At 64.7% G+C, this 24699-nt stretch carries 25 protein-coding genes; 13 read left to right on the top strand and 12 right to left on the bottom strand.

All coding sequences use genetic code 11. The features are described from left to right. Nucleotides 1-58 precede the first annotated feature (58 nt). From HGK27_RS21315 to HGK27_RS21290, 6 genes are all read right to left on the bottom strand, one after another. Entirely contained in the window at nt 59-787 is a 729-nt protein-coding gene (locus tag HGK27_RS21315) for an Arm DNA-binding domain-containing protein (RefSeq protein WP_206244826.1), read from the bottom strand. Between the two features lie 347 nt (nt 788-1134). Then, nucleotides 1135-1914 (bottom strand): triose-phosphate isomerase, encoded by a 780-nt coding sequence (gene tpiA / locus HGK27_RS21310; RefSeq protein WP_206244825.1) that lies wholly within the window; start codon nt 1912-1914, stop codon nt 1135-1137. Nucleotides 1915-1958: 44 nt separating this feature from the next. Beyond that, on the bottom strand, nt 1959-3062 hold the full coding sequence (locus HGK27_RS21305) for a pyridoxal phosphate-dependent aminotransferase (RefSeq protein WP_206244824.1): 1104 nt from the start codon (nt 3060-3062) through the stop codon (nt 1959-1961). Beyond that, nucleotides 3062-5707, bottom strand: coding sequence for a TonB-dependent receptor (locus tag HGK27_RS21300; RefSeq protein WP_241127711.1), 2646 nt, complete (start codon nt 5705-5707; stop codon nt 3062-3064). Before HGK27_RS21300 ends, HGK27_RS21305 begins: the two co-directional genes overlap by 1 nt. A 109-nt stretch (nt 5708-5816) precedes the next feature. Then, nucleotides 5817-6746 carry a FecR family protein gene (locus HGK27_RS21295; protein ID WP_206244823.1) on the bottom strand — a complete coding sequence of 310 codons (930 nt, stop codon included), beginning with the start codon at nt 6744-6746 and terminating at the stop codon, nt 5817-5819. Between the two features lie 96 nt (nt 6747-6842). Beyond that, on the bottom strand, nt 6843-7427 hold the full coding sequence (locus HGK27_RS21290; RefSeq protein ID WP_206244822.1) for an RNA polymerase sigma factor: 585 nt from the start codon (nt 7425-7427) through the stop codon (nt 6843-6845). 158 nt (nt 7428-7585) lie between these two features. Between HGK27_RS21290 and HGK27_RS21285 the strand changes: the two genes are divergently transcribed. Genes HGK27_RS21285 through HGK27_RS21270 form a run of 4 tightly spaced genes read left to right on the top strand, consistent with a single transcriptional unit; the run spans nt 7586 to nt 10407 of the window. Beyond that, nucleotides 7586-8023: a MarR family winged helix-turn-helix transcriptional regulator gene (locus HGK27_RS21285; protein WP_206244821.1), complete on the top strand. Its 438-nt coding sequence runs from the start codon at nt 7586-7588 to the stop codon at nt 8021-8023. A gap of 23 nt (nt 8024-8046) precedes the next feature. After that, a complete protein-coding gene (locus HGK27_RS21280) occupies nt 8047-8619 on the top strand; it encodes an isochorismatase family protein (RefSeq protein WP_206244820.1) in 573 nt (190 codons plus the stop codon). A gap of 4 nt (nt 8620-8623) precedes the next feature. Continuing rightward, the gene (locus tag HGK27_RS21275; protein ID WP_206244819.1) at nt 8624-10063 is read left to right on the top strand and encodes a DHA2 family efflux MFS transporter permease subunit; all 1440 of its coding nucleotides are present in this window, start codon (nt 8624-8626) and stop codon (nt 10061-10063) included. Between the two features lie 17 nt (nt 10064-10080). Continuing rightward, nucleotides 10081-10407: a hypothetical protein gene (locus HGK27_RS21270; protein ID WP_206244818.1), complete on the top strand. Its 327-nt coding sequence runs from the start codon at nt 10081-10083 to the stop codon at nt 10405-10407. A gap of 37 nt (nt 10408-10444) precedes the next feature. Here HGK27_RS21270 and HGK27_RS21265 read toward each other — a convergent pair whose 3' ends face one another. Genes HGK27_RS21265 through HGK27_RS21255 form a run of 3 tightly spaced genes read right to left on the bottom strand, consistent with a single transcriptional unit; the run spans nt 10445 to nt 12840 of the window. Continuing rightward, a complete protein-coding gene (locus HGK27_RS21265) occupies nt 10445-11338 on the bottom strand; it encodes an alpha/beta fold hydrolase (RefSeq protein ID WP_206244817.1) in 894 nt (297 codons plus the stop codon). A gap of 31 nt (nt 11339-11369) precedes the next feature. Continuing rightward, complete coding sequence (locus HGK27_RS21260) at nt 11370-12248, bottom strand: alpha/beta fold hydrolase (protein WP_206244816.1); 879 nt, start codon at nt 12246-12248, stop codon at nt 11370-11372. Nucleotides 12249-12252: 4 nt separating this feature from the next. Then, nucleotides 12253-12840 (bottom strand): DUF2239 family protein, encoded by a 588-nt coding sequence (locus HGK27_RS21255; RefSeq protein WP_206244815.1) that lies wholly within the window; start codon nt 12838-12840, stop codon nt 12253-12255. Nucleotides 12841-12923: 83 nt separating this feature from the next. On the opposite strand from HGK27_RS21255, the gene HGK27_RS21250 reads away from it, so the two are divergent. After that, entirely contained in the window at nt 12924-13259 is a 336-nt protein-coding gene (locus HGK27_RS21250; RefSeq protein WP_206244814.1) for a GIY-YIG nuclease family protein, read from the top strand. A gap of 18 nt (nt 13260-13277) precedes the next feature. On the opposite strand, the gene HGK27_RS21245 is transcribed toward HGK27_RS21250, so the two are convergent. Further along, complete coding sequence (locus tag HGK27_RS21245; protein WP_206244813.1) at nt 13278-13721, bottom strand: cupin domain-containing protein; 444 nt, start codon at nt 13719-13721, stop codon at nt 13278-13280. A gap of 94 nt (nt 13722-13815) precedes the next feature. Here HGK27_RS21245 and HGK27_RS21240 point away from each other — a divergent pair, with 94 nt between their 5' ends. From HGK27_RS21240 to HGK27_RS21225, 4 genes are all read left to right on the top strand, one after another. After that, on the top strand, nt 13816-14691 hold the full coding sequence (locus HGK27_RS21240; RefSeq protein ID WP_206244812.1) for a LysR family transcriptional regulator: 876 nt from the start codon (nt 13816-13818) through the stop codon (nt 14689-14691). A gap of 88 nt (nt 14692-14779) precedes the next feature. Beyond that, nucleotides 14780-15310 (top strand): sigma-70 family RNA polymerase sigma factor, encoded by a 531-nt coding sequence (locus HGK27_RS21235; protein WP_206244811.1) that lies wholly within the window; start codon nt 14780-14782, stop codon nt 15308-15310. 81 nt (nt 15311-15391) lie between these two features. Beyond that, nucleotides 15392-16336: a FecR family protein gene (locus HGK27_RS21230; RefSeq protein ID WP_206244810.1), complete on the top strand. Its 945-nt coding sequence runs from the start codon at nt 15392-15394 to the stop codon at nt 16334-16336. 163 nt (nt 16337-16499) lie between these two features. Continuing rightward, the gene (locus tag HGK27_RS21225; RefSeq protein ID WP_206244809.1) at nt 16500-18881 is read left to right on the top strand and encodes a TonB-dependent siderophore receptor; all 2382 of its coding nucleotides are present in this window, start codon (nt 16500-16502) and stop codon (nt 18879-18881) included. Nucleotides 18882-18927: 46 nt separating this feature from the next. Here the strand turns inward: HGK27_RS21225 and HGK27_RS21220 are convergent, their stop codons facing one another. Further along, nucleotides 18928-19344 carry a hypothetical protein gene (locus tag HGK27_RS21220; protein ID WP_206244808.1) on the bottom strand — a complete coding sequence of 139 codons (417 nt, stop codon included), beginning with the start codon at nt 19342-19344 and terminating at the stop codon, nt 18928-18930. 132 nt (nt 19345-19476) lie between these two features. Here HGK27_RS21220 and HGK27_RS21215 point away from each other — a divergent pair, with 132 nt between their 5' ends. The 4 genes from HGK27_RS21215 to HGK27_RS21200 all read left to right on the top strand — a co-directional run bounded on the left by HGK27_RS21215 (nt 19477) and on the right by HGK27_RS21200 (nt 24231). Further along, nucleotides 19477-21072 carry a sensor histidine kinase gene (locus HGK27_RS21215; RefSeq protein ID WP_206244807.1) on the top strand — a complete coding sequence of 532 codons (1596 nt, stop codon included), beginning with the start codon at nt 19477-19479 and terminating at the stop codon, nt 21070-21072. Beyond that, complete coding sequence (locus HGK27_RS21210) at nt 21069-21773, top strand: response regulator transcription factor (protein WP_206244806.1); 705 nt, start codon at nt 21069-21071, stop codon at nt 21771-21773. The genes HGK27_RS21215 and HGK27_RS21210 overlap by 4 nt, the downstream gene beginning before the upstream one ends. A gap of 152 nt (nt 21774-21925) precedes the next feature. Beyond that, nucleotides 21926-23746 (top strand): methanol/ethanol family PQQ-dependent dehydrogenase, encoded by a 1821-nt coding sequence (locus HGK27_RS21205; RefSeq protein WP_241127835.1) that lies wholly within the window; start codon nt 21926-21928, stop codon nt 23744-23746. 161 nt (nt 23747-23907) lie between these two features. Then, nucleotides 23908-24231, top strand: a complete 324-nt coding sequence (locus tag HGK27_RS21200; RefSeq protein ID WP_206244805.1) for a hypothetical protein — start codon at nt 23908-23910, stop codon at nt 24229-24231. A gap of 86 nt (nt 24232-24317) precedes the next feature. On the opposite strand, the gene HGK27_RS21195 is transcribed toward HGK27_RS21200, so the two are convergent. Further along, nucleotides 24318-24632, bottom strand: a complete 315-nt coding sequence (locus HGK27_RS21195) for an EthD family reductase (RefSeq protein WP_206244804.1) — start codon at nt 24630-24632, stop codon at nt 24318-24320. Nucleotides 24633-24699 lie beyond the last annotated feature (67 nt).

Below are 24699 nucleotides of genomic sequence, written 5' to 3'. Positions count from 1 at the left end.
GAAACCCATGCCCGCTCCCCCTGACATTTCTGCCAGAGATTGCCGTTCTTGACGGCCCTCAAAGCGGCCGTTCCCGGTCGACCAAAGCCCGATGAACCGACGACGGCTTTTGACTCGGCCAATCGGACTCGCGAACGGCGGTTATGTCAGCGGAAGCGCACAGCAAGAAGGCTCTTTGGATTGGTAGCCGTAGGGTTGCCGATAGACCGACCTCCTTACCCGTCAGAAAGCATGCCCACCCGAAAAAAACTCTCAACTCCGCTGCAAGGCCGTTAGCTCCAACCTTGGCGGTCTTGCCCTTTGCTTCCACCAACTCTATGAGCTCGTTCTCGGTAATGTCGTAAATGCTCCGACTTCCCAATTTGGGTGCTATGTCACGTCTGTAATAACCCAATTTCAGCCTAATCGAATTCGGCTTAAGGGTAGACTGTCTTCGAGAAATTCGGCCATCCCTGACGGCCTCCATATAAAGTCCGTGGGCGAACGCGACCGTCATTTGTGCGTGGGACTTTGCTTTCCGAAGCGTGACCCGTGGGTCAATCCCTGCTTCAACCTGGTCGTTTAATCCGCGTGCCCATGCTCGTGCATCGGCAATTGTCATTGAGGGATACAATTCTCCGAACAGCGTGGCGACGACCTTTCTGCCCGCAATTTTGCGACGGTAATACCAACGCTTCTTGCCGCTTGGCAGAACTTCGATCGCCAAACCGGGTGTGAGTGGGTCCGCCAGCGAGCCTCTTGCAAGGCTATCAATTGTCACAGGCGTGAAGCTAATTTTCTTGGTCATAGTCCGATTCTCTCGGTCGCAACGGCCCACAAAATCATGGCATGAATCCTGGCACCAGAGATGTCTAACTCTGAGCAATCAAGAGGAGCCGAGAGCAGCACTCAGTCTTCCAGGGCATGTGATGATCTTATGGCCGGTGTGCCGAACTAAGAGGACTCGCTAGATTAAAATCCGGTAGGTTGGACTTGGTAATTCATATCTTTCAGATAGATAGTTTGTATCAAATTCTCTGTCGGCGTATTCATAGTGGCAGTTTCTGCCCTTTTGAGATACCTTCGCTCGGCGAGCTAGCCTGGCGTTTGCCAGGGCCGAAAGTTAACCATCAACCATCAGCCTGCTGTCACCTGTCACGCATCCCGGATATCTTGTGCGGCCTGAATGATGGCAGCAAACCGGGCGGAATCAAGGCTGGCGTTGCCGACCAGCGCGCCATCCACATCGGCAAGGCGCAGGATCGCCGGAGCATTGCCCTCATCCACAGAGCCGCCGTAGAGCAGGCGGATCGTTCTGGCCGATGGCCCCAGCGCTTGGGCCAGGCTCTGCCGGATGGCGCCATGCATCGCGGCGATGGCGGGGGCTTCGGGCACCAGACCGGTGCCGATGGCCCAGATCGGCTCATAGGCGATGGCCAGATGCCGGGCGAGATCGGGGCTGGGGGTCAGGCCTGTCAGCGCATGGGTCAGTTGTTGCCGCACCTTGTCCTCGGCGAGGCCCGCCTCACGCTCGGCCAGATGTTCGCCGAGGCAGAGGATCACGGTCAGGCCGCTGCTCAGCGCCGTGTGCAGCTTGTCCCGCACGATCTCGTCCGTTTCGCCGCAATCGAGGCGACGCTCCGAATGGCCGAGGATCACACAATCGGCCCCGCTATCATGCAGCATCGCGGCGGAGATATCGCCCGTATAGGCCCCCTGCGGCTGCGTGTGGCAATTCTGCCCGCCGATCGCGATATGGCTGACCGCCTGCGCCGCCGCATGGATCAGCGTAAAGGGCAGCGCCAGCGCGACATCCACCTCGCCGCAAGCCTGCGCGGCGCGGTCGATCTCCACCACAGCGGCGAGCGAAGCGCGCAGGCCATGCATTTTCCAATTGCCGACGATCCATGATCGTCTTTCAGGCCGCCTGTCCATGCACGAGTCCTCTTGATCAAGGGCACGTCATGAGGGCCGGCCACTTACCCTTTGAGCGCCTCTGGAAGAACCTTGGCGAAATAGGCGAGTTCCGCTGGTGTCGCTGTACCCACTCGCATCCAGTTGCGATAGGCCTCACCTTCAAACAGGCGCACCTCCACGCTGAGCGCTTTCAGGCGCTGTTGCAACGCCGCTGCGGGCATGCCGCAGTCGATATAGACGAACGTGCCGTCTGACGGCAGATAGCGCAGCCTGTTGGCCTCGCAGATGCGATAGATCTGCTCGCGGCAACCTTTCAGATAGGCGATGGCTCCGGCCAGATAGGCTGTGTCGCCCAGACAGGCCGCCGCTGCCGCCAGCCCCGCCTGATTGCGCGAGGTGGTGATGCGGCTGTTGAGCAGCCTGATCCGCTCGGGCTGGGCCAGCGTATAGGCGATGCGGAAACCGGCCAGACCGTAAACCTTGGAGAAGGTGCGTGTGACGATCACATCATGCCCCTCACGCACCAGCGAAGCCATCGACTGGCGATGTGGATCGGGCGCCAGTTCGAAATAGGCCTCGTCCACCAGCACCGGCACCTTGGCCGAGGCGGCGATGCAGAAGGCGCGCAGCGCCTCGGGATCGGGGCGCAGGCCGGTGGGGTTGTTGGGGTTGCAGACATAGGCCAGCTTCGTCTGCGGCCCGATGGCGGCCAGCATGGCATCCAGATCGAAGTGGTGATCGGCGCGCAGCGGCACGCGGTCGCTTTCGATGCCCTGCCGCGCGGCATAGATCAGATGGGTGTCATAGCTGGGCGCGGGCGCCACCACGCGTCCGCTCTGAGCGATCGCCACCGTCAACAGCGTGAGCGCATCCAGAGAGCCGCTCGACAGGGTGAGGTGGTCATGCGCCAGCCCTTCCTGCCGGGCAATGATGTCGCGCAGGGGGGCTTCGCTGTGGGGGTAATAGGCTGCCTCGGCCACCGATTCCACAATGGCGCGCCGCGCCGCCGGGCTGGGGCCGAAGGGGTTTTCCGTCACGCCCAGCCGTGCCCTGGCCATGCCGCTGTGCTCGGGTTGCGGGGGCAGGGCCGACGGTGTGGCGGCGCTCGCCATGCCGGGGAGCAGAAGCCCCCCGGCAAGCAGCGTGTTGCGGCGTGACAGCTGCATCAGAACTTCACCTCCACGCGGCCATAGTAGTTGCCGCCATTGGTGTCGTAAGGCGCGTTGCGCGAATAGACCAGACCGCGGCTGGCCTGGAAGATGGCCTGATCGGGGTATTTGTTGAAGATGTTTTCCGCGCCGATGCGCAGCGACACCTTCGGGGTGAAGGCATAGGACACCGAAGCGTCGAAGAAGGTGATCGCCCCGAAGCGCTGGAAGATGTCTCCGGTGGCATTGCCGCTGGAATCGGTCCAGGCACCATAATAACGCATCCGCCCCAGCACCGAGACCTTGCCCAGCGTATAGCCGATCGAGGCGGTGGCATTGTGCTGCGGCAGGCCCTGTTCGAACAGGATCTTCTGCGTGGTGTTGGTGGCCAGCGTGCCGCGCGTCACCTTGGTCTGGGTGTAGCTGTAGGCGACCCCGGCATCGAGCTGACCCGGCCCGACCTTATGCTTGTAGTTCAGCACCAGATCGACGCCGCGCGTGCGAGTGTTGTAATCATTGGTGAAGAAGGTGATCGAGGTGTAATCGGCGGCCTGCGCCACGCCGCCGGCCACCAGCTGTTGGCGGATCGCCGAGGTGATGGTGTAGGTGGGCGAGACACTGAAGCGGTTGTCGACATCGATCTGATAGAGATCGACCGAGCCGGACAGGCCAAAGCGCGTCTTCCACACCGAACCGAAGCTGGCGGTCTTGGAGGTCTCGGGCTTGAGCGCCTTGCCCCCGAAATATTGCGCCACCGGATTGAGCGGCGAAAGGCGCCCGGTCGTGTAGAGCAGCAGGGTGGTGGTATCGAGCCCCTGGCTGGTGCTGGTGGAGTTGATCTGCGCCGGGGTGGGCGCCTTGAAGCCGGTTGACCAGGAGCCGCGCACGGCGATGGCCGGGGTCAGTTCGTAACGCGTGGCCAGCTTGTAATTGAAGGTGTTGCCAAAGCTGGTGTAGCTTTCATCGCGCAGCGCGGCCTCGGCGGTCCACTTGCTGGTCAGCGGCACCTGCACATCGACGTAGCCGGCATAGCTGGTCTGATCCCATGTGCCGCTCTGGCTGGGGGTGAAGCCGGGGAAGCCGCTGGCGCCCGCCGCCAGACCGTAAGAGGCCGCCGGGCCGACGGCGTAGGAAGCATAGTCGCCCTGACGGATGCTGTAGCTTTCCACCCGGCGTTCCGCGCCGAAAGCGATGTTGATCGGCTTGGCGAACAGCGGCGTGGACAGGCGATAGACGCCATCGGCGTTGAGGTTGAACTCGCGCTGCACTTGACGGCCCAGATAGAAATCATGCGGACTGTCGGCGCCCAGCGATGCGTTGATCGAATTGTTGAGGTAGAAATTGGTGCCATTGGCGCCGTAGGAGCCGCTCAGATCCCAGGTGAAATCGCCCTTGCTGGTGCTGCGGATGCCGCCCACGGCCTGAAGATCGGTGTAGCGCACGCCCTCGCTGGGGGTGAAACCGGCGGGGTAGACAGTGTTGAGGTTGAAGCCGGGATAGGCCGCGCTGGTGTTGTAGAGATTGCTGTTGCTGGACGGATTGCGCCAGTTGATGTCCGACCAGCCATGGCCATTGCCATAGGTGCCAAAGGCATAGGCCTCGATGCTGTCGGTGATGGGCTTGGCGGCGTCGAGCGAGAATTTGAGCGAGGTGGTGCTGGGATTGCCCCAGCGCTGCACGGGGTTGGGGACGGAAAGGCCGGGGTTGGCGGCGGCGAAGCTGATCGCGTCGGGTCGCTGGTTGGTGCGCGATGTGGCGTCGGAATGGGCATATTCCGCCGTCAGCACCACATGGCCGCCGCCCTTCAGCGCAAAGCCCGCGCGCCCGCCGAACTGGCCCTGAGCGCCATCGCCATGGTAATATTGCGAGCCCTGCGCATAGGCGGAAAAGCCCGGCTTGGTGTCGAGGATGATGTTGATCACCCCGGCGATGGCATCGGTGCCATATTGCGCCGAGGCGCCGTCGCGCAGCACCTCCAGACGGTCGATCCCGAAGGTGGGGATCTGCGCCAGATCGGCGGCCTGCGCCCCCGTGCTGTTGTTGAGAAAGGCCGAGCGGTGAAAGCGCTTGCCGTTAACCATCACCAGAGTCATATCCGCCGAAAGCCCGTCGAGCGAGGCGGGGCGGATGAATTCGGGGCCATCGGAGGCGGGCTGCTTCTTGACCTGAAAGCCCGGCACCAGCTGCGCCAGCGTTTCATGCAGCTGGCTGGAGACGGTGGAGTTGATGGTCTTGGATGAAAAGGTGTCGATCGGCGAGAGCGCCGTGAAGGTGGTCTGCGCCTGTTCGCGCGTGCCGGTCACGATGATGTCGTCGCTGTCGGCGGCGGCGGTCTGGGGTTGGGGGGCGCCTTCACCCATGCCCAGGATCACGGTCTTGCCGTCATCGCTCTTGATCTCCAGCCCGCTGCCCGCGATCAGGCGGCGCAGCGCGGTATCGCGCGGCATGCTGCCCTTGACCTCGGCGGAGGTGATCCCGGCGATGCGCGCGCTGGGGAAGAAGATCTGCACGCCCGCCTGACGGCCATAAAGCGTCAGCGCCTTGGAAAGAGGCTGGGCGGGAATGTCGAAACCTTGCGTCGCGGCACAGGCGGGCAGGGCATGAAGAGCAGACGTGACAAGAAGAGCCGCACAAAGCGACTTCTGAAGCGAACGCGAAGACATGGAAAGAACCTTTGTTGTGAAGCGACCTGATGGGCTCTTGCTTTCCAGGACGATTGATTGTCCGCTCACCGCCAAGTTGCTGCAAAAAAATTTTCGGGTTTCGAGATGTTCAGCGCGTCAGGAAATATCCGCTGTCAGATGTGGCGACATGCACGCCCAGACCCAGCGAAATCCCGCGCAGAAACGCCGCCGGGTCCGATGAGGTGAAGCGCCCGCCCACCGGAATGGCGGCCAGTTCCGGATCGACGATGACGATCTTGCGCGCCAGATAGCGGTTGTACTCCTCCACCGCTGCGCCCAGCGTGGTGTCGGGAAACAGGATCTCGCCCTGTTGCCAGGCCATGGCGGTGGCCATCTGCATGGTGCTGAAAGGCCGCGCCACGGCATTGTGCGGAGAGATCAGCAGGCTGTGGCCGCTTTGCGCGCTGGCGCCCGCCGTATCGGCCTGCCCGCGCATCACCATCAGATCGAGCATGTCGCCGCGCAGCCGCGCATTGAAGCGCCCGGCGGAAAGATGCGCCAGACGGTCCTCGCCATGCAGCGCCGCCGGGGGGCCATCGACCAGATCGACCGCCACCTCGCCCTGTTCGATCCACAGCGTGCGTTCGCTGCTGGAAAAGCGCCAGGACAGGCGCGACAGCGTGTTGAGTGCGGCGCTGCTGCCATCGGGCAGGCGGATCTTGCGGCTTTCGCCCAGCCTGGTGGAGGCTGTGCTCCAGGCATAGGCGCGCGAGGCAAAGCCGCCCGCCCCGGCCACCGTGACCGCGCCCGCCGCTGCGGCCGCACGCATAAAGGACCGGCGCGAGACCGGCGTGCTCTGGGTGACGGGGGCTGCTTCCGGCACAGGCAGGCGCCCGGCGGCATCCCATGCGGCCAGCGCGCGGGCAAAGGCCAAAGCATTGCGGGGATCGGCCATGCGCCAGGCGTGGAAGGCATCCTGATCCAGCGTGCCGAGTTGATGGCGCGCCAGCCACAGGGCGGCCTGCTCGCTCAGCGGATCGTCCGGGGCGCCGTTCACATCGTCATCTTGCCGCCTCAACGGAACTCTCTTTTCATAACATGCACAGCGGCAGGACGACTGAAGGGGCGCCAACCGCCACCTTTTTCGTGTCCGGGTGAAAAATAAATCGGGCGATCAGGCGCTGTCGCGATCCCTGCCATCGCAGACCGCGTCGCCATGATGGTCATCCTGACGCTCCTCCTGTCTCCAGGGCGCCATGGCGCGGGTCAGCAGATGGATCGCGCGGGCGAGCCGTTTTTCCAGCGTGGAGAGGCTGACATCCAGCTCATCGGCGATGGCGCGCGGGGCCTGATCCTCGATACGGCGCCGCACGAAAACATCGCGGCAACGTTCGGGCAGCGTGTCGAGCGCATGGTGGAAATGGGCGAGCGCCTCACGGTCTTCGGCGATGCGCTGCTGGTCGGGCGCATCATCGGCCAGATCGAGGTGATCGGTTTCGCTCAGCTGGCGAAAATCGACGATACGGGCGCGGCGCATCCGCTCGATGGCCGTGTTGCGCAGGATGCGCAGCATATAGGCCTGAGGCGAGGCGATGGCGCTCCATCCCTCGATGGTGAGCATGCGGGCCAGCACATCCTGCACCAGATCGCGGGCATCCTCGGGATCGCGGCACAGGCGCCGGGCAGTGGCCAGCAGGCGGGCTTCACAGGGAAGCACCTCCTCGATGAACCAGCGGTCGATGGGGCGGATGACGGGCACGGACACTCGCGAAGAGAAGGAGTCGCGTTCCGGTAGGCGTGCAGCATGTCAGTTCTGTGAAAGTGTGGCGCGGGTGTCAGGGGCAGTCCGGATATAATTGGAAGGTTATCTTGCAAGTTAATCTTGCAAGATAATCTTCCAAAGGCTAACAGGCTCGCATGTCAGACCATGAGTCTCCCTCTTTCGATTCCGTTGTGGCTGAGCTGACCGTTGCGGTGGGCGGGCTGATCCGCCGCCTGCGCTCGGAGGTGCGGGCCAGTGATCTCAACCTGTCCGAAGTCAGCGTGATGGCCCGGCTGGAGCGCGAGGGCTCCCTGACCACCGCCGCCCTGGCCCGTGCCGAGGCGATGACGCCCCAATCCATGGGCACGCTGGTGCTTCAGCTCGAACGCCGGGAACTGGTGCGGCGTGAGGCGCACCCCACCGACGGGCGCCAGATGCTGGTCGCCCTGACCGAGGCCGGCCTTGCCGCGCGTCATCGCCAGCAGGCCGCCAAGCGCGCCTGGCTGACGGCGGCCATGCAGCGGCTGGACCCTGCCGAAATCCAGCTTCTCCATGATGCCATCCCCCTGATCCGTCGCCTCGGCGAAGACTGACCCCCCAACCACGGAGCCCCCCCATGACCGTGACCACCCTCGATCCCAAGACCGCCCTGATCGTCATCGATCTGCAGAAGGGCATCGTCGCCTTCCCCTGCGCGCATCCCGTGGAGGATGTCGTCGCCAAGGCTGCCACTCTGCTTCAGGCCTTCCGCCAGCGCGATCTGCCGGTGGTGCTGGTCAATGTGACGGGCCTTGCCCCGGGCCGCGCCGAACACAGCATGAGCGGTTTCGTCTTCCCGCCCGATTTCGCCGATCTGGTGCCCGAGCTGGACCGGCAGCCGCAGGATATCCTCATCACCAAGCAGACCTGGGGCGCCTTCACCAACACCGCTCTGGAAGCGGAACTGCGCGCGCATGGCGTGACTCAGGTGGTGGTCTGCGGCGTGGCGACCACGGCTGGCGTGGAATCCACCGCGCGCTTTGCCCATGAGCTGGGCTTCAACGTCACGCTGGCCACCGACGCCATGACCGACATGAGCCTTGAGGCCCATGAGAACAGTCTGGCGCGTATCTTCCCGCGTCTGGGCGAAAGCGGTACGGTGGCTGAAATCATCGCGCTGCTCGACGCGCCCGTCGACACGCAGGCTTAAGCCCATGGCATCCGCCGCCCGCGACATGCCTGACAAGCAGGCGCCAGAGAAGCTCGATCCTTCCGTCTACAGGATCTGCTTTGTGGCACTGTTCGGTCCGCTGCTCTCGCAGGTGGATGCGACCATCGTCAATGTCTCGCTGTCCGGGCTGGCGGCGGAATTGCACAGCTCGCTCTCGACCATCCAGTGGGTGACCAGCGCTTATCTGCTGGCACTCACGCTGGTGCTGCCGCTCAATGGCTGGCTGCTCGAAAGGATCGGCGCCAAGCGGCTGTTTCTGGTCTGCCTGACGGGCTTCACGATCTCTTCGGCGCTGTGCGGGCTGGCGTGGTCGGCGGGGTCGCTGATTGCGTTCCGCGCCTTTCAGGGGATCAGCGGCGGGCTGATGGCGCCCATGGCGCAGATGCTGGTGGCGCGCGCGGCGGGCAAGAATATGAGCCGGGTTGTCGGCTATATGTCGCTGCCGGTTCTCTTCGCGCCCATCGCCGGGCCGATGCTGGCCGGGGTGATCCTGCAATATGCCACATGGCGCTGGCTGTTTCTGGTGAATGTGCCGGTGGGCCTGCTGGCGCTGGTGCTCGCCTTCACGCTGCTGCCCGAGGACCGGCAGGATCTGCGTCCGCGCGGGCTCGACTGGGGCGGGCTGGCGCTGCTCTCGCCCGCGCTGGTGCTGTTGCTGCTGGGCACGCAGAGCATCGCCGGCGCCATCGGGCGGCTGGAGGTGGTGGCCGCCATGGCCCTGATCGGCCTGTTCCTGTGGCATGCGCGGGACAAGGCCGACGCAGCGCTGGTCGATCTGAAATTGTTCAAGGGCATGGTGTTTCGCGCCTGTGCCATCACGCAGTTTCTTTCCAATGGCGCGCTGTTTGCCGGGCAGATGCTGGTGCCGGTGTTTCTGGTCGATGCCTGCGGGCGGGCGCCCACCGAAATGGGCTGGATGCTCGCCCCGCTGGGCCTTGGCATGATGGTCAGCAGTCTGGCGATGAGCACGCTGACCCGGCGCCTTGGCACGCGCCGCCTGGTGCGCAGCGGCACGGCGCTGGCCACGGTGTCGACGCTGGCCTTCGTGTGGCTGGCGTGGCAGTGGGGGCATGGGCATGGGCTGGATCTCCGCCTGCTGCTGCCCGCGCTGTTTTTGCGCGGCATGGGGCAGGGCTCGGTTGGCCTGCCGACGATGTCTGCGGCCTACACCGCCATCGACAAGCGCGAACTGGCCATGGCCACCACCTCGATCAACATCGTCCAGCGCATCGGCGGGCCGACGATGACGACACTCTGCGCCACGCTGCTGGCCTGGCGGCTGGAGGTGGAGGGACACAGTGCCTTTCACGCCGGAATGAATGCCTATGGCTGGGCTTTTGCCGCTCTGGCGCTGATCCATGGGTTGATCTGGCTGGTGGCCGGGCGCCTGCCAGCCGGGCTTGACGGGCACCCCAAGCGCTAACGGGAAAGGATGCCGGAATGCATATTCTGCAAGCGCTCGCATGGTTTTTCGGCGGCGCGACTTTGACCAATGCCATGCCGCATCTGATGTCGGGCCTGATGGGGCGGGCGTTTCAGTCGCCCTTCGCCAGTCCACCGGGGGAAGGCCTGTCCTCGGCAACGGTGAATGTGCTGTGGGGCTTTGCCAATCTGGCGATGGCCTATGGACTGCTGTGCCATGTGGGCGATTTCGATCTGCGCCAGCCGCTCGATGCACTGGTCTGCGGGTTGGGCGGTCTGGCGATCGGCCTGTTCACCGCGCGCCATTTCGGGCGCTTTCATGGCGGCGATCTGCGCCAGTCCTGAGCGACAGCAGGATCAGCGCCGCCTTGCCCGCCGGAGGTTAACGTCCCTGCTTCTCCTCCAAAAACGCCTTCAGATCCTCGATAAAAGTCGAGAGCCGGTCATGGTGCAGCCAATGGCTGGCCTGCGCATATTCGATCAGCCGGGCGTCGCGGAAATGGTTGATGCGGCCATCCTTGCCGGGGTTGGGCATAAAGGTGTTGCTGCCGTGGAAAAACAGCACGGGGCAGGTGATGGCCTCCCACATGGCGATCACCTCGGCCTCGGGGAAATCGAGCAGCGGCCAGATGTTGAGGCGCGGGTCGAATTTCCAGCTGAAGGTGTCATCCCCGTTCCGGCGCAGGGCGTGGTGCGTGAGGTGCCTCACCTGATCGTCGGTGAGATAGGGGTTCTTGTCACGCATGCGTGAGAAGGCGGCCTCCTCGCTGGGATAGCGGCGGGGGGAGCGCTGCGTGGCCTGCTGGTGCAGCTCGATCCAGTTGCGCACGCGGGCGGCGAAGGGCTGGATCGCGCGCTGCGTGCCGCGACCGCCCGGGGGCGGGGCCAGCCCTTCAATGTTGACAAGGCGCGCCACCTTTTCGGGATAGAGCCCGGCATAGCGCGTGGTGACCATGGCGCCCAGCGAATGGGCGCAGATCGTCACGCGGTCCTGCCCGAGCGCCTCGACCAGATTGGCGAAATCGAGCAACATGGCGGCCAGCGTGTAATCGGCATCGGGCGACCATGCGCTGTCGCCATGGCCCCGCAGATCAGGCGCGATGACGCGCCAGTGCGGGGCGAACTCTCGCGCGATCCAGTCCATCGCATGGGCGTGGTCGAGGCCGCCATGCTGCAGGATCAGCACCGGCGCCTGCGGATCACCCCATTCGAGATAATGCAGCCGCAGCGACTGGCTGACGACATGGCACGAGCGGGGTTGAGAGACGTCCAGCATGGCGGGATGTTGGGAAAAGCAGGCGCGCGCGTCAACGGGTTTGGCGGCAGGTTTGCGTGATGGCCTCGATCACGGCGGCGTGAAAGGGAGGTGGCAGATCATGACCCATGCCCTCAAGCGGCATGAAACGGGCGTGCGGGATAGCGCCGGCTGTATCCTGCCCATGCGGCAGGGGGAACAGCGGGTCGGCGCTGCCATGGATGACCAGAGCGGGGGCTGTGATGGCGGCCAGCCGGGGGCGGCGGTCGCCGTCCATGGCGATGGCGGCCATCTGGCGGGTGGTGGCGCCGGGCTGCCAGCCCCGGTGCAATTCGGCCAGAGCCAGCGCGCGATGCCCGGTTTCATCGAAGGGCAGGGTTGGGGATGCGATCTTTCGTGCGAAAGCCAGCCGATGGGCCAGAAAACCGGCTTCATCCTGGCGCGGATCGGGCGAGGGGCCCATCAGCATGGCCATCACTTCGGGTGCAGGTGGCGGCAGGGCCGGATTGCCCGAACTGGCCATGATCGAGGTGAGCGACAGCACACGCTGCGGCCACAGGCTGGCTATGATCTGCGCGATCATCCCGCCCATCGAGCGGCCCACGACATGCGCCTGCGCGATCCCCAGAGCATCGAGCAGGCCGATGGCATCCTGAGCCATATCGGTCAGCCGGTAGGGCAGGGAGATCGGGCGCCCTGCCATCATCGCAGCGACATCCGGCGCAGGCGCATCACTATGGGTGGAGAGGCCGGAATCGCGATTGTCGAAGCGGATCACATGCAGGCCGCAAGCGGCAAGGGTGTTGCAGAAGGGCTCCGTCCAGCGGATCATCTGTGTGCCCAGCCCGGCGATCAGCAGCAAGGCCGGGGCATCGGAATCGCCAAAACTGTCATAGGCCAGCGCGAGGTCTTGCACGCGTGCAATCGGCATGGGGTCAGTCCTGAGCCATTGGGCGGGCGAGCGTGAGCAGATGCTCGCGCAGGTCTTGCGGCCATGCGGCGGTCTCCTGCGCCAGAGCGACCAGATCGTCGGCGAACAGGGCGCGGCTGGCGGCCTCGAAACCGGGATAGTCCCCGGCGAGCGCCGACATGAAACGATAGGCGCGTTCGCGGGCGAGGCGGGTTTCCGTGCGCCCCTCATCGGCCTTGCGGGCCTGATCGACAAGGCGGCGCAACGCCTGAGAGGCACCGCCCGGTTGCAGCGCCAGCCAGTCCCAGTGGCGGGGCAGCAGCGTGACCTCGCGCGCCACCACGCCCAGCCGGGGGCGGCCGCGCTTGCGAGCCTCGGGCTGAGGGCCCTGCCAAACGGCGAGGCGCGAGATGATCTGCGCCGTGCTGCCGCGCAGGTCGATATCGATCTGGGAGCCGGTCGCATCGTCGAAGATCAGGATGGGGGCGGTCGCACTGGCGATCTGCGCGTTCACGCAAAGCGCCACATCGGCCAGATCACCCGAGGCCAGTTTCCGGGCGCCCATAAAAGCGGTGCAGCGCGTGGCGAGCGGATGGTCTGTCGGCTGGTCCATGATGCCGGGTTAAAATATTGCCTCTTGCGAGTCAATATACCCGGGTAATATATGGGGCCGTCACCATTCCAAAGGATGCCGCCATGAAAGCACAAGACAGACGCGAGGCGCTGGCCGCCTATAAGGAACGCAAGGTGGAGGCGGGAATCTATGCCCTGCGCTGCACCGCATCGGGCAAATTATGGATCGGCAGGGCGCCCGATCTGGGCACGATCCAGAACCGCCTGTGGTTCACCTTGCGGCAGGGCGGCAACCCGCATCGCTCGCTTCAGGAGGCATGGAACAGCCATGGCGCAGAGGCCTTCACCTTCGAGGTGGTGGAGCGCATGAAGGAAGAGGATCTGGAATTCGGGCGCGACCGTGCGCTGAAAAGCCGCCAGACCCATTGGCTGGCGGCATGGGGCGGAACGGCGATCTGAACGCCGCCCCGCCAGCCATCAAGCGGTGATCACCGGCCCGACGATGCTCTGGGCGAAGCGCTGGCAGACTGCCGCCACATCCGCCATCTCATGCGGCAGAGGCAGAGCATCCATGGCGAGGAAAAAGCGGTCATGCCGCGCAGGGGTGGAGGCCAGCAGCATGTGCGCCTCCTGATGCTGCGCGGAAAAACCATGCACCGCGCCGCGTGGCACGAAGATGGTGTCTCCGGCGGTCGCCTCGATCCGCTGCTCGTCGATGACGAAAAGCAGCTGCCCGGTGAGGATCTGGAACAGCTTGTCCTCCTCATGCGAGATATGTTGTGGCGCGCCCTGTCCCGGCTGGACCGTCATGTGCATGGCGGTCATCGGGGCTTGTTCGCCGCCTAGCAGCACGTCGGCGCGGATGCCGGAAAAGACCGCCGTCGCGCTGGGGGTGAGTATGCCGAAGGTCGTTTCAGTCATGGGTCTGTCTCCTTGGTGACGGGGCCAGCCTAGGCGCAGCGCATCTGCCGCATTATCCCTTCATTGCTGGCAGGATTGGCCATATGAATGGACAATGGTGAAACTCGATCTGCTTCATAGCTTTGCTCAGGTGGTGGCCGCAGGCAGCTTCAGCGCTGCGGCGCGGCGCATGGGCGTGCCGCGCTCCACGGTCAGCCTGCACATCCAGTCGCTGGAAGAGGCGCTGGCGCTGCGGCTGTTCAAGCGTTCGACCCGGGTGCTGGTGCTGACGGATGAGGGGCGCCAGCTTCACAGCCTGACGCAGATGCCGCTGGAGCAACTCACCCACGCACTGCAGCATATCCAGCAGGACAAAGGCGCCCTGCGCGGCACCATCCGCATGACCGTGCCCGCCGATTTCCCCACCGATCCTCTGGCCGGGGCGATCACCAGCTTCAGCCGCAGCCATCCTCAGCTGCGTTTCCAGCTTCTCCACACGCCTCAGCGACTCGATCTGGTGCGCGAGAACATCGATATCGCCCTGCGCGTCAGCGATGGCTCGCCGCCCGATGCCGTGGAGCGCCCCGTGCTGGAGATCGGCTGGATGTTCTGCGCCAGCCCGGACTGGCTGCTACGCCAGGGCTGTCCGCAAAGCCTGCCGACCCTGCGCGACTTTATCGCCCCCGATGCCGGATTGCGCCTCTATCTGGAGCGCCATGTGCTGGGTGAGGGCCATCTGCCCGAACCCGCGATCGAGGTCGATCATCTGCTGATGGCCCGCTCGCTGGCGGTGCAGGGGTTCGGTGTGGCCCTGCTGCCTGCGGGCATGGTGGAGCCGCTGATCGCTCAGGGCGCGCTGGCGCGGGTGCTGCCTCAGATCGCGCTGCGGGCGAGCCGCCTCAATCTGACCTTCCCCACCCGCGCCGATATGATCCCCCGCGTGCGCGCCTTCGCCGATCATCTTGTCCGGGCCCTGAGGTATGGCGGTTGATAGCGGCCCGGCTTGCCGCTAGGAGAATTTGAGAGCGGTTCGCAATTGTGCCGCAGCCATCACGGATGATTCAGGGCATCAACGGCGCGTGACGCATAAGGGCAAAGCGCTGGAACTCTTCCTCTCCCATCGCGGGGGGCTGGTGCGCTATGCCCATGGTATTCTGCGCGATTCCGCCCATGCCGAGGATGTGGTGCAGGATGCCTGGCTGCGCTTCAGCGCCCTTCCCAAGTCTCAGACGACGCCGGGGGCTCAGGCGGTGCCCGAGGAGCCGGTCGGCTATCTTTACCGCATCGTGCGCAATCTGGCGATCGATGTCACCCGACGCCTGAGCCGGGAAGAGCGCTATCTGGTGCCTCAGGCCGATCATCCCGTGGCCGAAGCGGCGGATGACAGCCCCGCCCCCGATGCCACCGCCGAGGCGCGCGATGATCTGCGGGTGATGCGCGCGGCGATGGAAGAGCTGCCCGAACGCACGCGCATCGCGCTGGAAATGCACCGCTTTGGCGAGGTGAAGTTGAAGGATATCGCCGCGCATCTGGGCATTTCGGTCGGGCTCGCCCATGCGCTGGTGGTCGACGGGCTGGAGCATTGCCGGGAGCGGCTATGTCGCCGTTGATCATCGTGTCCGATGCTTTTCTGAAAATGCCGCCTGCCGCGAACGTCTGTTCCATGGAAGGCGCAGCACAGGAGGCGCGGCATGGATAAAGCCCGGACACCGCGCCGCGCCAGCGCATGGCTGATCGCGCTGCAGGAAGCGCCCGATGACGCGGATCTGCGCGCCGCCCTGACCCTCTGGCTGGAGCAGGACCCGGCCCATCGTCAGGACTGGCAGGAGATGCTGCGCACCCATGCGCTGATGGGTCTGATGGCGCCCGCCCATGCCGAGCAATGGGCGAATTGGGCGGAAAGCAGGCCCGCGCCGCGCCGCCATTTGCCATCATGGCGATGGGGCGCGGCGGGCGCTTTGGCGGCCTGCCTGATGCTGGCATTTGCGCCTCAGGCCATGCTGCTCTGGCGCTCCAGCGTCTCCACCACCACCGCCGAGCAGCGTTTGGTGGCGCTGCGCGACGGCAGCCGGGTGCGGCTGGCGCCGGAAAGCGCGATTGCCATCGATGAAGCCTCGGGCGAGCGCCATATTCGTCTGCTCAAGGGGGAGGCGTTTTTCGAGGTGGTGCATGATGCGCGCCACCCCTTCCGCGTTTCGGCCAAGGGCATGGAGGCCATGGACGTCGGCACCGCCTTCGATCTGCGGCTGACGGCCCATGGCACGGCGCTGGAAGTACGCGAGGGTGAGGTGCAGGCCAACCACGTCCATGGCAGCAGCGCGGTGCGGGCAGGCGGCTGGCTGCATCTGGGCGATGATGGCGGGCTGGCTCAGGGGCAGCGCCCGGCCACCCAGATCGGCGCTTGGCAGGATGGCCAGATCATCGCGCGGGATCAGCCGGTGAGTGATGTCGTCGATGCGATCAGGCCCTATTTCCATGGCTTTGTGATGTTGCGCGGGGCGAGCCTGCCGCAACAGCCTTTGACCGGCGTCTATCGCGCCGCCGATCCGGTTGGTGCCTTGCGCGCCGTGGCCGAGGGGCAGCACGCCCGCTTCTATCAGATCACCCCCTGGGTGCTGGTGATTGCCGGGGATTGATCCGGAAAATTGCCCCGTCGCCAAAATTTTTCTGAAAATCGCCAAACCTCCCAGCGTTAGTTGCTGGAATGATGCTTTTGCGAAGCGTTTGCAAAGTATCGCAACGACAATGGAGGACGTGACGGCCATGGTACAGTTCATCGGAACCGGGAGGCAGCAGCGCATGACGGCTCTGCTCTGGACGGCGGCTTTGGCGCCTGCCGCTCTGGCCCAACCGGCCCTGGCGCAGGCGGCGACACAAGCGCAAGCTGCGGGCTTCGCCATTCCGCCCCAGCCGCTGGCCGATGCGCTGACCCTGTTCGGGCAGCAATCGGGCATGCAGGTTTCGGTGCATGGCGATCTGGTGCGGGGCAGGGCCTCGCCGGGGGTGAGCGGTCGGCTGGCGCCGGTGGATGCGCTTTCGCGCCTGCTGGCGGGAACCGGGCTGACCTTCCGTCTGCTGCCTGATCGCACCGTGACGCTGGAGCCGGCGCCCCAGCAATCAGGGCAGGCGGTGCAACTCGGCCCGGTGCAGGTGCAGGGCAGCGAGCAGGACACAACCCTCGCCAACACCGACACCCCGCGCACCGATCGCGCTGCCACGGATCGCAGCCACAGCTATGCTGCCCGCGCCGCCACGGTGGCGGGCAAGCAGGCGCAGGATCTGCGCGAGATCCCCCAGTCGGTCAGCATCGTCACCCGCCAGCGGATGGACTATCAGAACATGATCACGCTGGAACAGGCCCTGCGCCAGACCACGGGTGTCACCGCCATCCCCTATGGCGATGGTTCGGCCTATTATCAGGTGCGCGGCTATGCGGCGGAGGTGCAGTATGATGGCATCCCCGCCAACAGCGCCGTGCAGTACCAGACCCAGTTCGATCTTGGCATGTATGACCGGATCGAGCTGCTGCGCGGCCCCTCCGGCCTGCTTCAGGGCAGCGGGCAGCCTTCGGGCACCATCAATCTGGTGCGCAAGCGCCCGCATGACACCTTCGGCTGGTCGGGCGATCTGATGGCGGGCAGCTGGGCCAATTTTCATGGCGATCTGGATGTGACGGGCCCGCTCGACAAGAATGGGGCGGTGCGGGCGCGTTTCGTCGCCTCGGGCGAGACGCGCGGCTATTTCACCGACAAGGAGCATGAAAAGCATGCCATGCTCTATGGCATCGTCGAGGCCGATGTGACGCCAGGCACCACGCTGACCGTCTCCGGCAGCTGGCAGAATTCGCGGCAGGCGCCGCTCGATTACGGGCAGTCGACCTACACCAACGGGCAGGTGCTGAACGCCCCGCGCTCGGCCTTTTTCGGCACCACATGGTCGCGCAGCATCACCCATACGCGCGATGCCTATGCCTCGGTGGATCAGGATCTGGGCAACGGCTGGAAGGCGAAGGCCAGCCTCGATTATCGCCAGCAGCAATTGACCGGGCCCTATGGCTATATCGCCGGGCCAGTCAATCTGGACAACAGCGCCACCTATGCGTTGCAGAACCAGTATGTGCTCAACAAATGGTTCGGATCGGATGCCAGTGTCAGCGGGCCGGTGGAACTGCTGGGGCGCACCCATAAGCTGCTGTTCGGGGTGAATTACGCCTGGCAGGACAATGTGAGCTTCTGGGGCTCGCAGGAGGTGGACATCGCCAATGTCTACAACATCACCTTGCCCGAAGTGGATGCGGCCTTCACCGGCGGATCGGACATTCGCACCGAGCAGTTCGGCGCCTATGCGCAGGGTCGCTTCAGCCTTGCCGATCCGTTGACTTTGGTGGCGGGCGTGCGCGTCACCGATTACCGCTCGAAGGAGCGCGACGGGGCCAATGGTTTCGGCGATTTCTACGCCAATGGGCGCAGCACCGGCCATGTGACGCCCACCGCGGGACTGATCTATGACGCCACGCGGCAGATCAGCGTCTATGGCAGCTATGCCAGCATCTTCGTGCCGCAGGCCAATCTGGTCTATGGCGGCGGCACGCTGAAACCCCGCACCGGCGAGCAGTTCGAGATCGGCACCAAGGGCAGCTTCCTCAATGGCGCGCTGACCGCCTCCGCGGCCTTGTTCAACATCACCGACCGCAACCGGGCCTATGCCGATGCGGCGCATCCCAACTATTACATCGCGGCGGGCAAGGTGCGCAGCAGGGGCGCGGAAGCCGAGATCAATGGCGAACCGCTGCCGGGGTGGAGCCTCTTTGCGGGCTACACCTATCTGGACACCAAATTCCTCGACGACAGCACCTATCAGGGATTGCTCTATGACGCAGAGGAACCCAAACACACCTTCAAGCTGTGGAGCACCTATCGCTTCGGGCCCATCGAGAAGCGCGGTTTCCAGATCGGCGGCGGCGTGCGGGCGATGAGTTCCACCACGCGCGGCGGGCCGGTGCAGGGCGCCTATGCGGTGGTGGATGCGCAGGTGGGGTATCGGCTGAACCGGCAATGGTCGATGACGGTCTCGGTGAACAATCTGCTCGACAAGACCTATTACGCCCGCGTGCCCAACAGCTATTTCGGCATCTATGGCGAGCCGCGCAGCGTGATGGTGGCACTGCGCAAAGGCTTCTGAGCCGCAACATGGCAGCTCCCTTGCGCAAGGGAGCTGCCATCGGATCTTATGGCTGGGGCTCCAGCCAGATGCGCCAGCCTTCCGCGCCATTGATCTGCAGGCTGTAAGTGCCGGGGTGAGCGATCAGATAGCGGCCTTCCCCCTTGCCGGCGTGATGCAGGTTCTGGACGATCTCGCCCTGCGCATCTTTCAGCGCCATCACGAAAATCACCCCCTCGCTTTCGAAGCGGATCAGGGTGGGCCGGTCGATCTCGAAAGGCTCGGTGGAGAAGGAGAGGCGCCCGGCCCAGCGCGGCGGCGTGATATGGGCGGCGGCCTTGTCGAAGCAGCTCAGGCGGGCCTTGTCCTCGGCCACGGCGCGGCATTGGGTGAGATCCGTCAGGGGATCGCTCTGGGCATGGGCCGCCACCGGTAAAGCCAGCATGATGGCGGCTTGCAGTCCAAGGCGGAGAGGCTGGTTCACGGGCGGTTCCTGGAAGCGCAAGGCAAAGGTGGGGCAAGGGCGGGCAGACTATCGGCAGCGCAAATCGGTCTGCATTGTACTTTGGGTCGATTGCGGTGAGGCGCGCGCCAAGGCAGCATGGCGTTCGGAGAGATGACCCATGGGCAAAGCTGCCACAAGGCGCGGGCGATGCGGCGGATAAGCCCATCGATCCGCCATACGCTGATCCTCGCCGGGGTGGTGGCTCTGGCGGTGGTGGTGGCTGTCGCGCTGGCGGCGGGCCTTGGGCTGAGCCGCGCGCATCATGTGCTGACGCGCTCGGGCTATTCGCAGGAGCAGCTGGCCATCGCCACCCGGCTTGAGGCCGAGGTCAACGCCTATGTCGCCCGGGCGGCGCTGGCGACGGCGCCCCGTGCGGCGCAGGAGCGCGCAGATGACAGGGCCGGGATCGAAGCGCTGTTGGCGCAGTATGCCGCCTCGATCCGGGCGGAGCATCGGTTTCTGGCAGAAGCTGGCGAGAAGGATGATGCGGACAGCGAGCTGGCCACGGTGCGACAGCTGGGCGCCTTGTTCGCGGACATTCGCCGTGATGCCGACCGCAGCATCGAGCCCCAAGCCCTTGCCCGGGATCTGGACCGCTTTCAGCATCTGGTCCGCGCCACCGTCGCGCAGGAGCGTGATGAGGTGGCCGCAGCCCTGGCCAGCTTCGATCGTGAGCGAGGCATTGTGCGCAGCATGGCTATCGGCCTGCCTCTGGCGGGAGGGATCGCGGGGGTGATCGGGCTTATGCTGTTGCTGGGCAGGCTCAAGCATCCGTTGCGGCGTTTTGAGGCGGCGATGGCAGCGGTGGCGCGCGGGGATAGCGCTGACCTCGGCGGGATGGGGTTCGCCGAATTCGAGACGCTGGCCCTTGGTTTCGACCGGATGACACGGGAAATCACCGCTCAGCGCGCGGCCTTGCATCAGGTGAACGCAAGGCTGGAGGGCGATGTCGCCCTGCGCACCGCCGAGCTTCAAACGCGCAACAGCCAGCTTGCCGAAATCGAGGCCAACCGCCGTCTGTTCTTCGCCCAGATCAGCCATGAACTGCGCACCCCCATCACCGCCCTGCAATGCGAGGCGGAAGTCGCCCTGCGCATGCCTCGGCCCGATGTGGCGATGCTGCGTCAGGCGCTGGAGCAGGTGCTGGTGCAGGGCAGCTTTGCAAGGCGGCGGTTGAACGATCTGCTGACCATCTCTCAGGCCGAAGACGGCAGGCTGGTGATGGCGGACAAGCCCTTCGATCTGGGGGATGCGGTGCGCGCCGGCCTCGCCATGGCGGAACCCTTCGCCCGTGCCAGCGAGGCCCGGCTGGAATCAACCATTCCCGGCGATCCCCTGCCGGTCCATGGCGATGCCGGCTGGATGCAGCAGGCGCTGCTGGCCCTGCTGGACAATGCCATCAAATTCTCGCCCGATGCGGCGGTCAGCGTGGGGCTGAAACGCTCTGCCGATGAGGCCGTGCTGACCATCGGCGATTCCGGCCCCGGCGTGCCCGAAGCCGCGCTCACCCGCCTGTTCGACCGCTTCCATCAGGAGCCCGAAGGGCGGGCGCGCGGCGGATCGGGGCTGGGCCTTTCGGTGGCGCGCTGGGTGGTCGATCATCATCGCGGGCGGATCGCCGCCAGCAATCGCGCGGGCGGGGGGCTGTGCATGACCATCGCCCTGCCTTTGCAACAATCATCGGCTTTTGGGGGGAGCATGGCATGAACATTCTGCTGGTGGAGGACGATCCCGGCATCGGCCGCGTGCTGGCGCGCGGCCTGACGGCGGAGGGTTATGGCGTCAACTGGCGCAAGACCGGCGCAGGCACGCGCGAGGCGCTGATGAGCGGCACCTTCGGCGCGGCGATCCTCGATCTTGGCCTGCCCGATATGGATGGGCTGAGCGTCTGCCAGACCTTGCGGCGGGCGGGCATCGAAACCCCGGTGCTGATGCTCACCGCGCGGGCCAGCCTGCAGGACAAGATCGACGGCTTTGGTGCCGGCGCGGATGATTACCTGCCCAAGCCCTTCGCCTTCGAGGAACTGCTGGTGCGCCTCAAGGCCATCACCCGCCGCGCCGACCGTGAGCGCGGCGAGGTGCTGACCCTTGGTGCCATGCGGATCGATGCCGGGGCGCGGCTGCTCTCCATCGATGCCGTGCCGGTGGAAACCTCCAAGCGCGAATTCGACCTGCTGCTGTGTCTTGCACAAAGCGGCGGCAGCGCTGTCTCGCGCGATCAGATCCTCGACCGCGTGTGGGGCGACAAGAGCGATGTCACGCAAAACACGGTCGATGTCTACATCGGCTATCTGCGCCAGCTGCTCGCCACATTCGAGCATGCGCCCCGGATCGTGACCATGCGCGGGGTCGGTTATCGCCTTGCCGTGCAGGCCACGATCCCCGGCCCAAGGTATGAGGCATTCTGAGACGGCTCTCAGACCGATCCCAAGATTTCCTCACAAAGCCCTGCCTAGAATGATCCCATCAAACGGCCCCGGACAAAGGGCTTTACGGAGGGGACAGGATGAAAAGGCAGGGCATATTCTATCGCGGCCTGATGGCGACAGTGGCTTTTGGCATGGCGCAGGCCGGTATGGCGCAGCCGCCTGCCGCTCCCCATGAGTTCGACAAGCCGGGCGTCACCTGGGACGACATTCTCCACGATGAAACCAGCACCGACAATGTGCTGATGTATGGCGCGGGCGTGCGCGCCCAGCGCTATTCCACGCTGGACCAGATCAACACCTCCACCGCCAAGCTGCTCAAGCCCAAATGGAGCTTCTCCTTCGGTGACGAGCGCCAGCGCGGTCAGGAAGGGCAGGCGCTGATCTATGACGGGGTGATCTATGTCACCGCCTCTTACAGCCGCATCTTCGCGCTGGATGCGCGCACCGGCAAGAAGATCTGGTCCTATTCCTACCGCCTGCCCGACGACATTCGCCCCTGCTGCGACGTGGTCAACCGTGGCGCCGCCATCTATGGCGACAAGATCTTCATGGGCACGCTGGACGCCGCGATCATCGCGCTGGACCGCAAGACCGGCAAGCTGATCTGGCGCAAGAAGTTCCAGGATCACACGGCGGGCTACACCATGACCGGCGCGCCGACGATCGTGAAGGATCAGAAGACCGGCAAGGTGATGCTGATCCACGGCTCCTCGGGCGATGAATTCGGCGCGGTGGGCGAACTCTATGCCCGCGATCCCGACACGGGCGAGGAAATCTGGATGCGCCCGATGGTCGAAGGCCATCAGGGGCGTTTGAACGGCAAGCCCTCCAGCTTCACCGGCAACCCCAAGGCGCCCTCATGGCCCAACGACAAGGACGGCAAGAAAGTCGAGGCGTGGAGCCATGGCGGTGGCGCCCCATGGCAGTCGGCCACCTATGACGAGAAGACCAACACAATCGTCATCGGCACCGGCAACCCCGCGCCGTGGAACACCAACATGCGTTCGCCGGGCGACAGCCTCTACACCTCGGGCCAGATGTACATCGATCCCTCGACGGGCGAGCCGGTGGGCTTCTTCCAGCACACGCCCAACGATGCATGGGACTTTTCGGGCAACAACCCCATCGTGCTCTTCGACCTGAAGAAAGACGGCAAGACCATCCGCGCCGGCGCCCATGCCGACCGCAACGGCTTCTTCTTCATCACCGATCTCGACACGATGACCAAGCGCGACGGGCGCATCTCCAAGCAGGTGGGCGGCGCCATTGGCATCTATCCCTTCGTGCCCGACATCAGCTGGGCCACCGGCTGGGATGTGAAGACCGGCCGCCCGCATGAATCCACCCCCAGCGCCCGCCCGCTGCCGCCCGAACCCGGTCAGGATCGCGGCAAGGTGGTGCAGGTGACGCCCAACTTCCTGGGCGGCACCAACTGGATGCCGATGTCCTACAATCCCAATACCAACCTCTTCTACATCCCGTCCAACGACTGGAAGGAAGATTACTGGACCGAGCATGTCGCCTACAACAAGGGCGCGGCCTATCTGGGGCAGGGCTTCCGCATCAAGCGCACCTCCACCGATCACGTCGGCGTGCTGCGCGCGATGGACCCGGTTACCGGCAAGGTGGCGTGGGAAGCCAAGGAGCCGCTGCCTTTGTGGGGTGGCAATCTGACCACCAAGGGCAACATCGTGGTTCAGGGCACCAGCGACGGCTATGTGAAGGTGTTCAACGCCAAGACGGGCGAGGAACTCTGGAAATTCCAGACCGGTTCGGGCGTGGTCTCGGTGCCGATCACCTGGGAAATGGATGGGCACCAGTACATCGGCCTGTCCTCCGGCTATGGCGGCGCTGTGCCGCTGTGGGGCGGCGATATGGCGGATCTGACGCGCACCGTCAGCCAGGGCGGTTCCTTCTGGGTGTTCGAACTGCCGGAGACGCCTGCCAGCTGAGTGTTTCGGCGTGGGAGTTTGGTCACTCCCACGCTTGTCTGCCCGGACTGACTGCTTTTCATCATCTCCCGCAGTCAGGCCGGGCAGCCTCTTGTGAAATCTGGGAAAGGGCGCGGGGTTTCGGCGCCCTTTTTCGCTTTTGGCCGAAGGGCGTTTGCAGCATGCGAGCCATTCCGATCCTGGCCCTCTGCCTGCTAAGCGGGGTGCCGCAGCAGGCACAGGCCAGCGTGCAGGACTATCAGATCCGCCGCCTGCTTAGCGACAGGTCGGACTGCCGGGTAACGGCTTTGACCTTGCTGCCTGCGGAAGCGAAATCCGCCCCTTTGCGCTATCATGCGGAGTGCGAGAATCCGGCGCTCTATCCCGATGGCGTCGAGGTGGCCTGCGCCGATCGCGAGGATGAGCGTAGCTGTCGCATCCTCACCGAGGCCAAGCGCTTCAGGGCACCCAATCTGCTGCCATCTCAGCCCGCACCCGAGTGGTAGGCGCAAAAAAGCCCGCTTGCCTCTGGTTGAAGAGGCAGGCGGGCTTTTGCGGATTGCGGATTGCGGATTGCGGATTGCGGAGGCGTTTAGCGCTCGATCACCTCATTGAACTGAAGGATGGGGGTGATGTCGGTGTAATGGGCCACGTCGCCCATGATCTCTGCGGCATGGGGGGCGAAAGCCGCCTGAAAGCTCTCCAGCGAGTCGCTGAAGATATGGCACATCGCCACGAAGGGCGGGGGGCTGCCGGGGGCGCCTCCGGCCAACCCCTTGTCGATCTCATAGCCCAGACAGGCCGCGCCGAGGCGCTGCTGAATCATCGGCAAATGCTTTTCGCGGTAATAGGCATGGTCGAATTTTTCGCCGCCATCGGCGGGATAGAACACGCTGACCTTGATCACGGATGATGCTCCTGCTGCTGGATGGCTATGGCTAACACAGGGCTTGCGGCGATCCTACTGACCCAAA

Source organism: Novosphingobium terrae (assembly GCF_017163935.1).
Classification (GTDB): domain Bacteria; phylum Pseudomonadota; class Alphaproteobacteria; order Sphingomonadales; family Sphingomonadaceae; genus Novosphingobium; species Novosphingobium terrae.
This window is presented reverse-complemented; position numbering and strand designations above follow the sequence as displayed.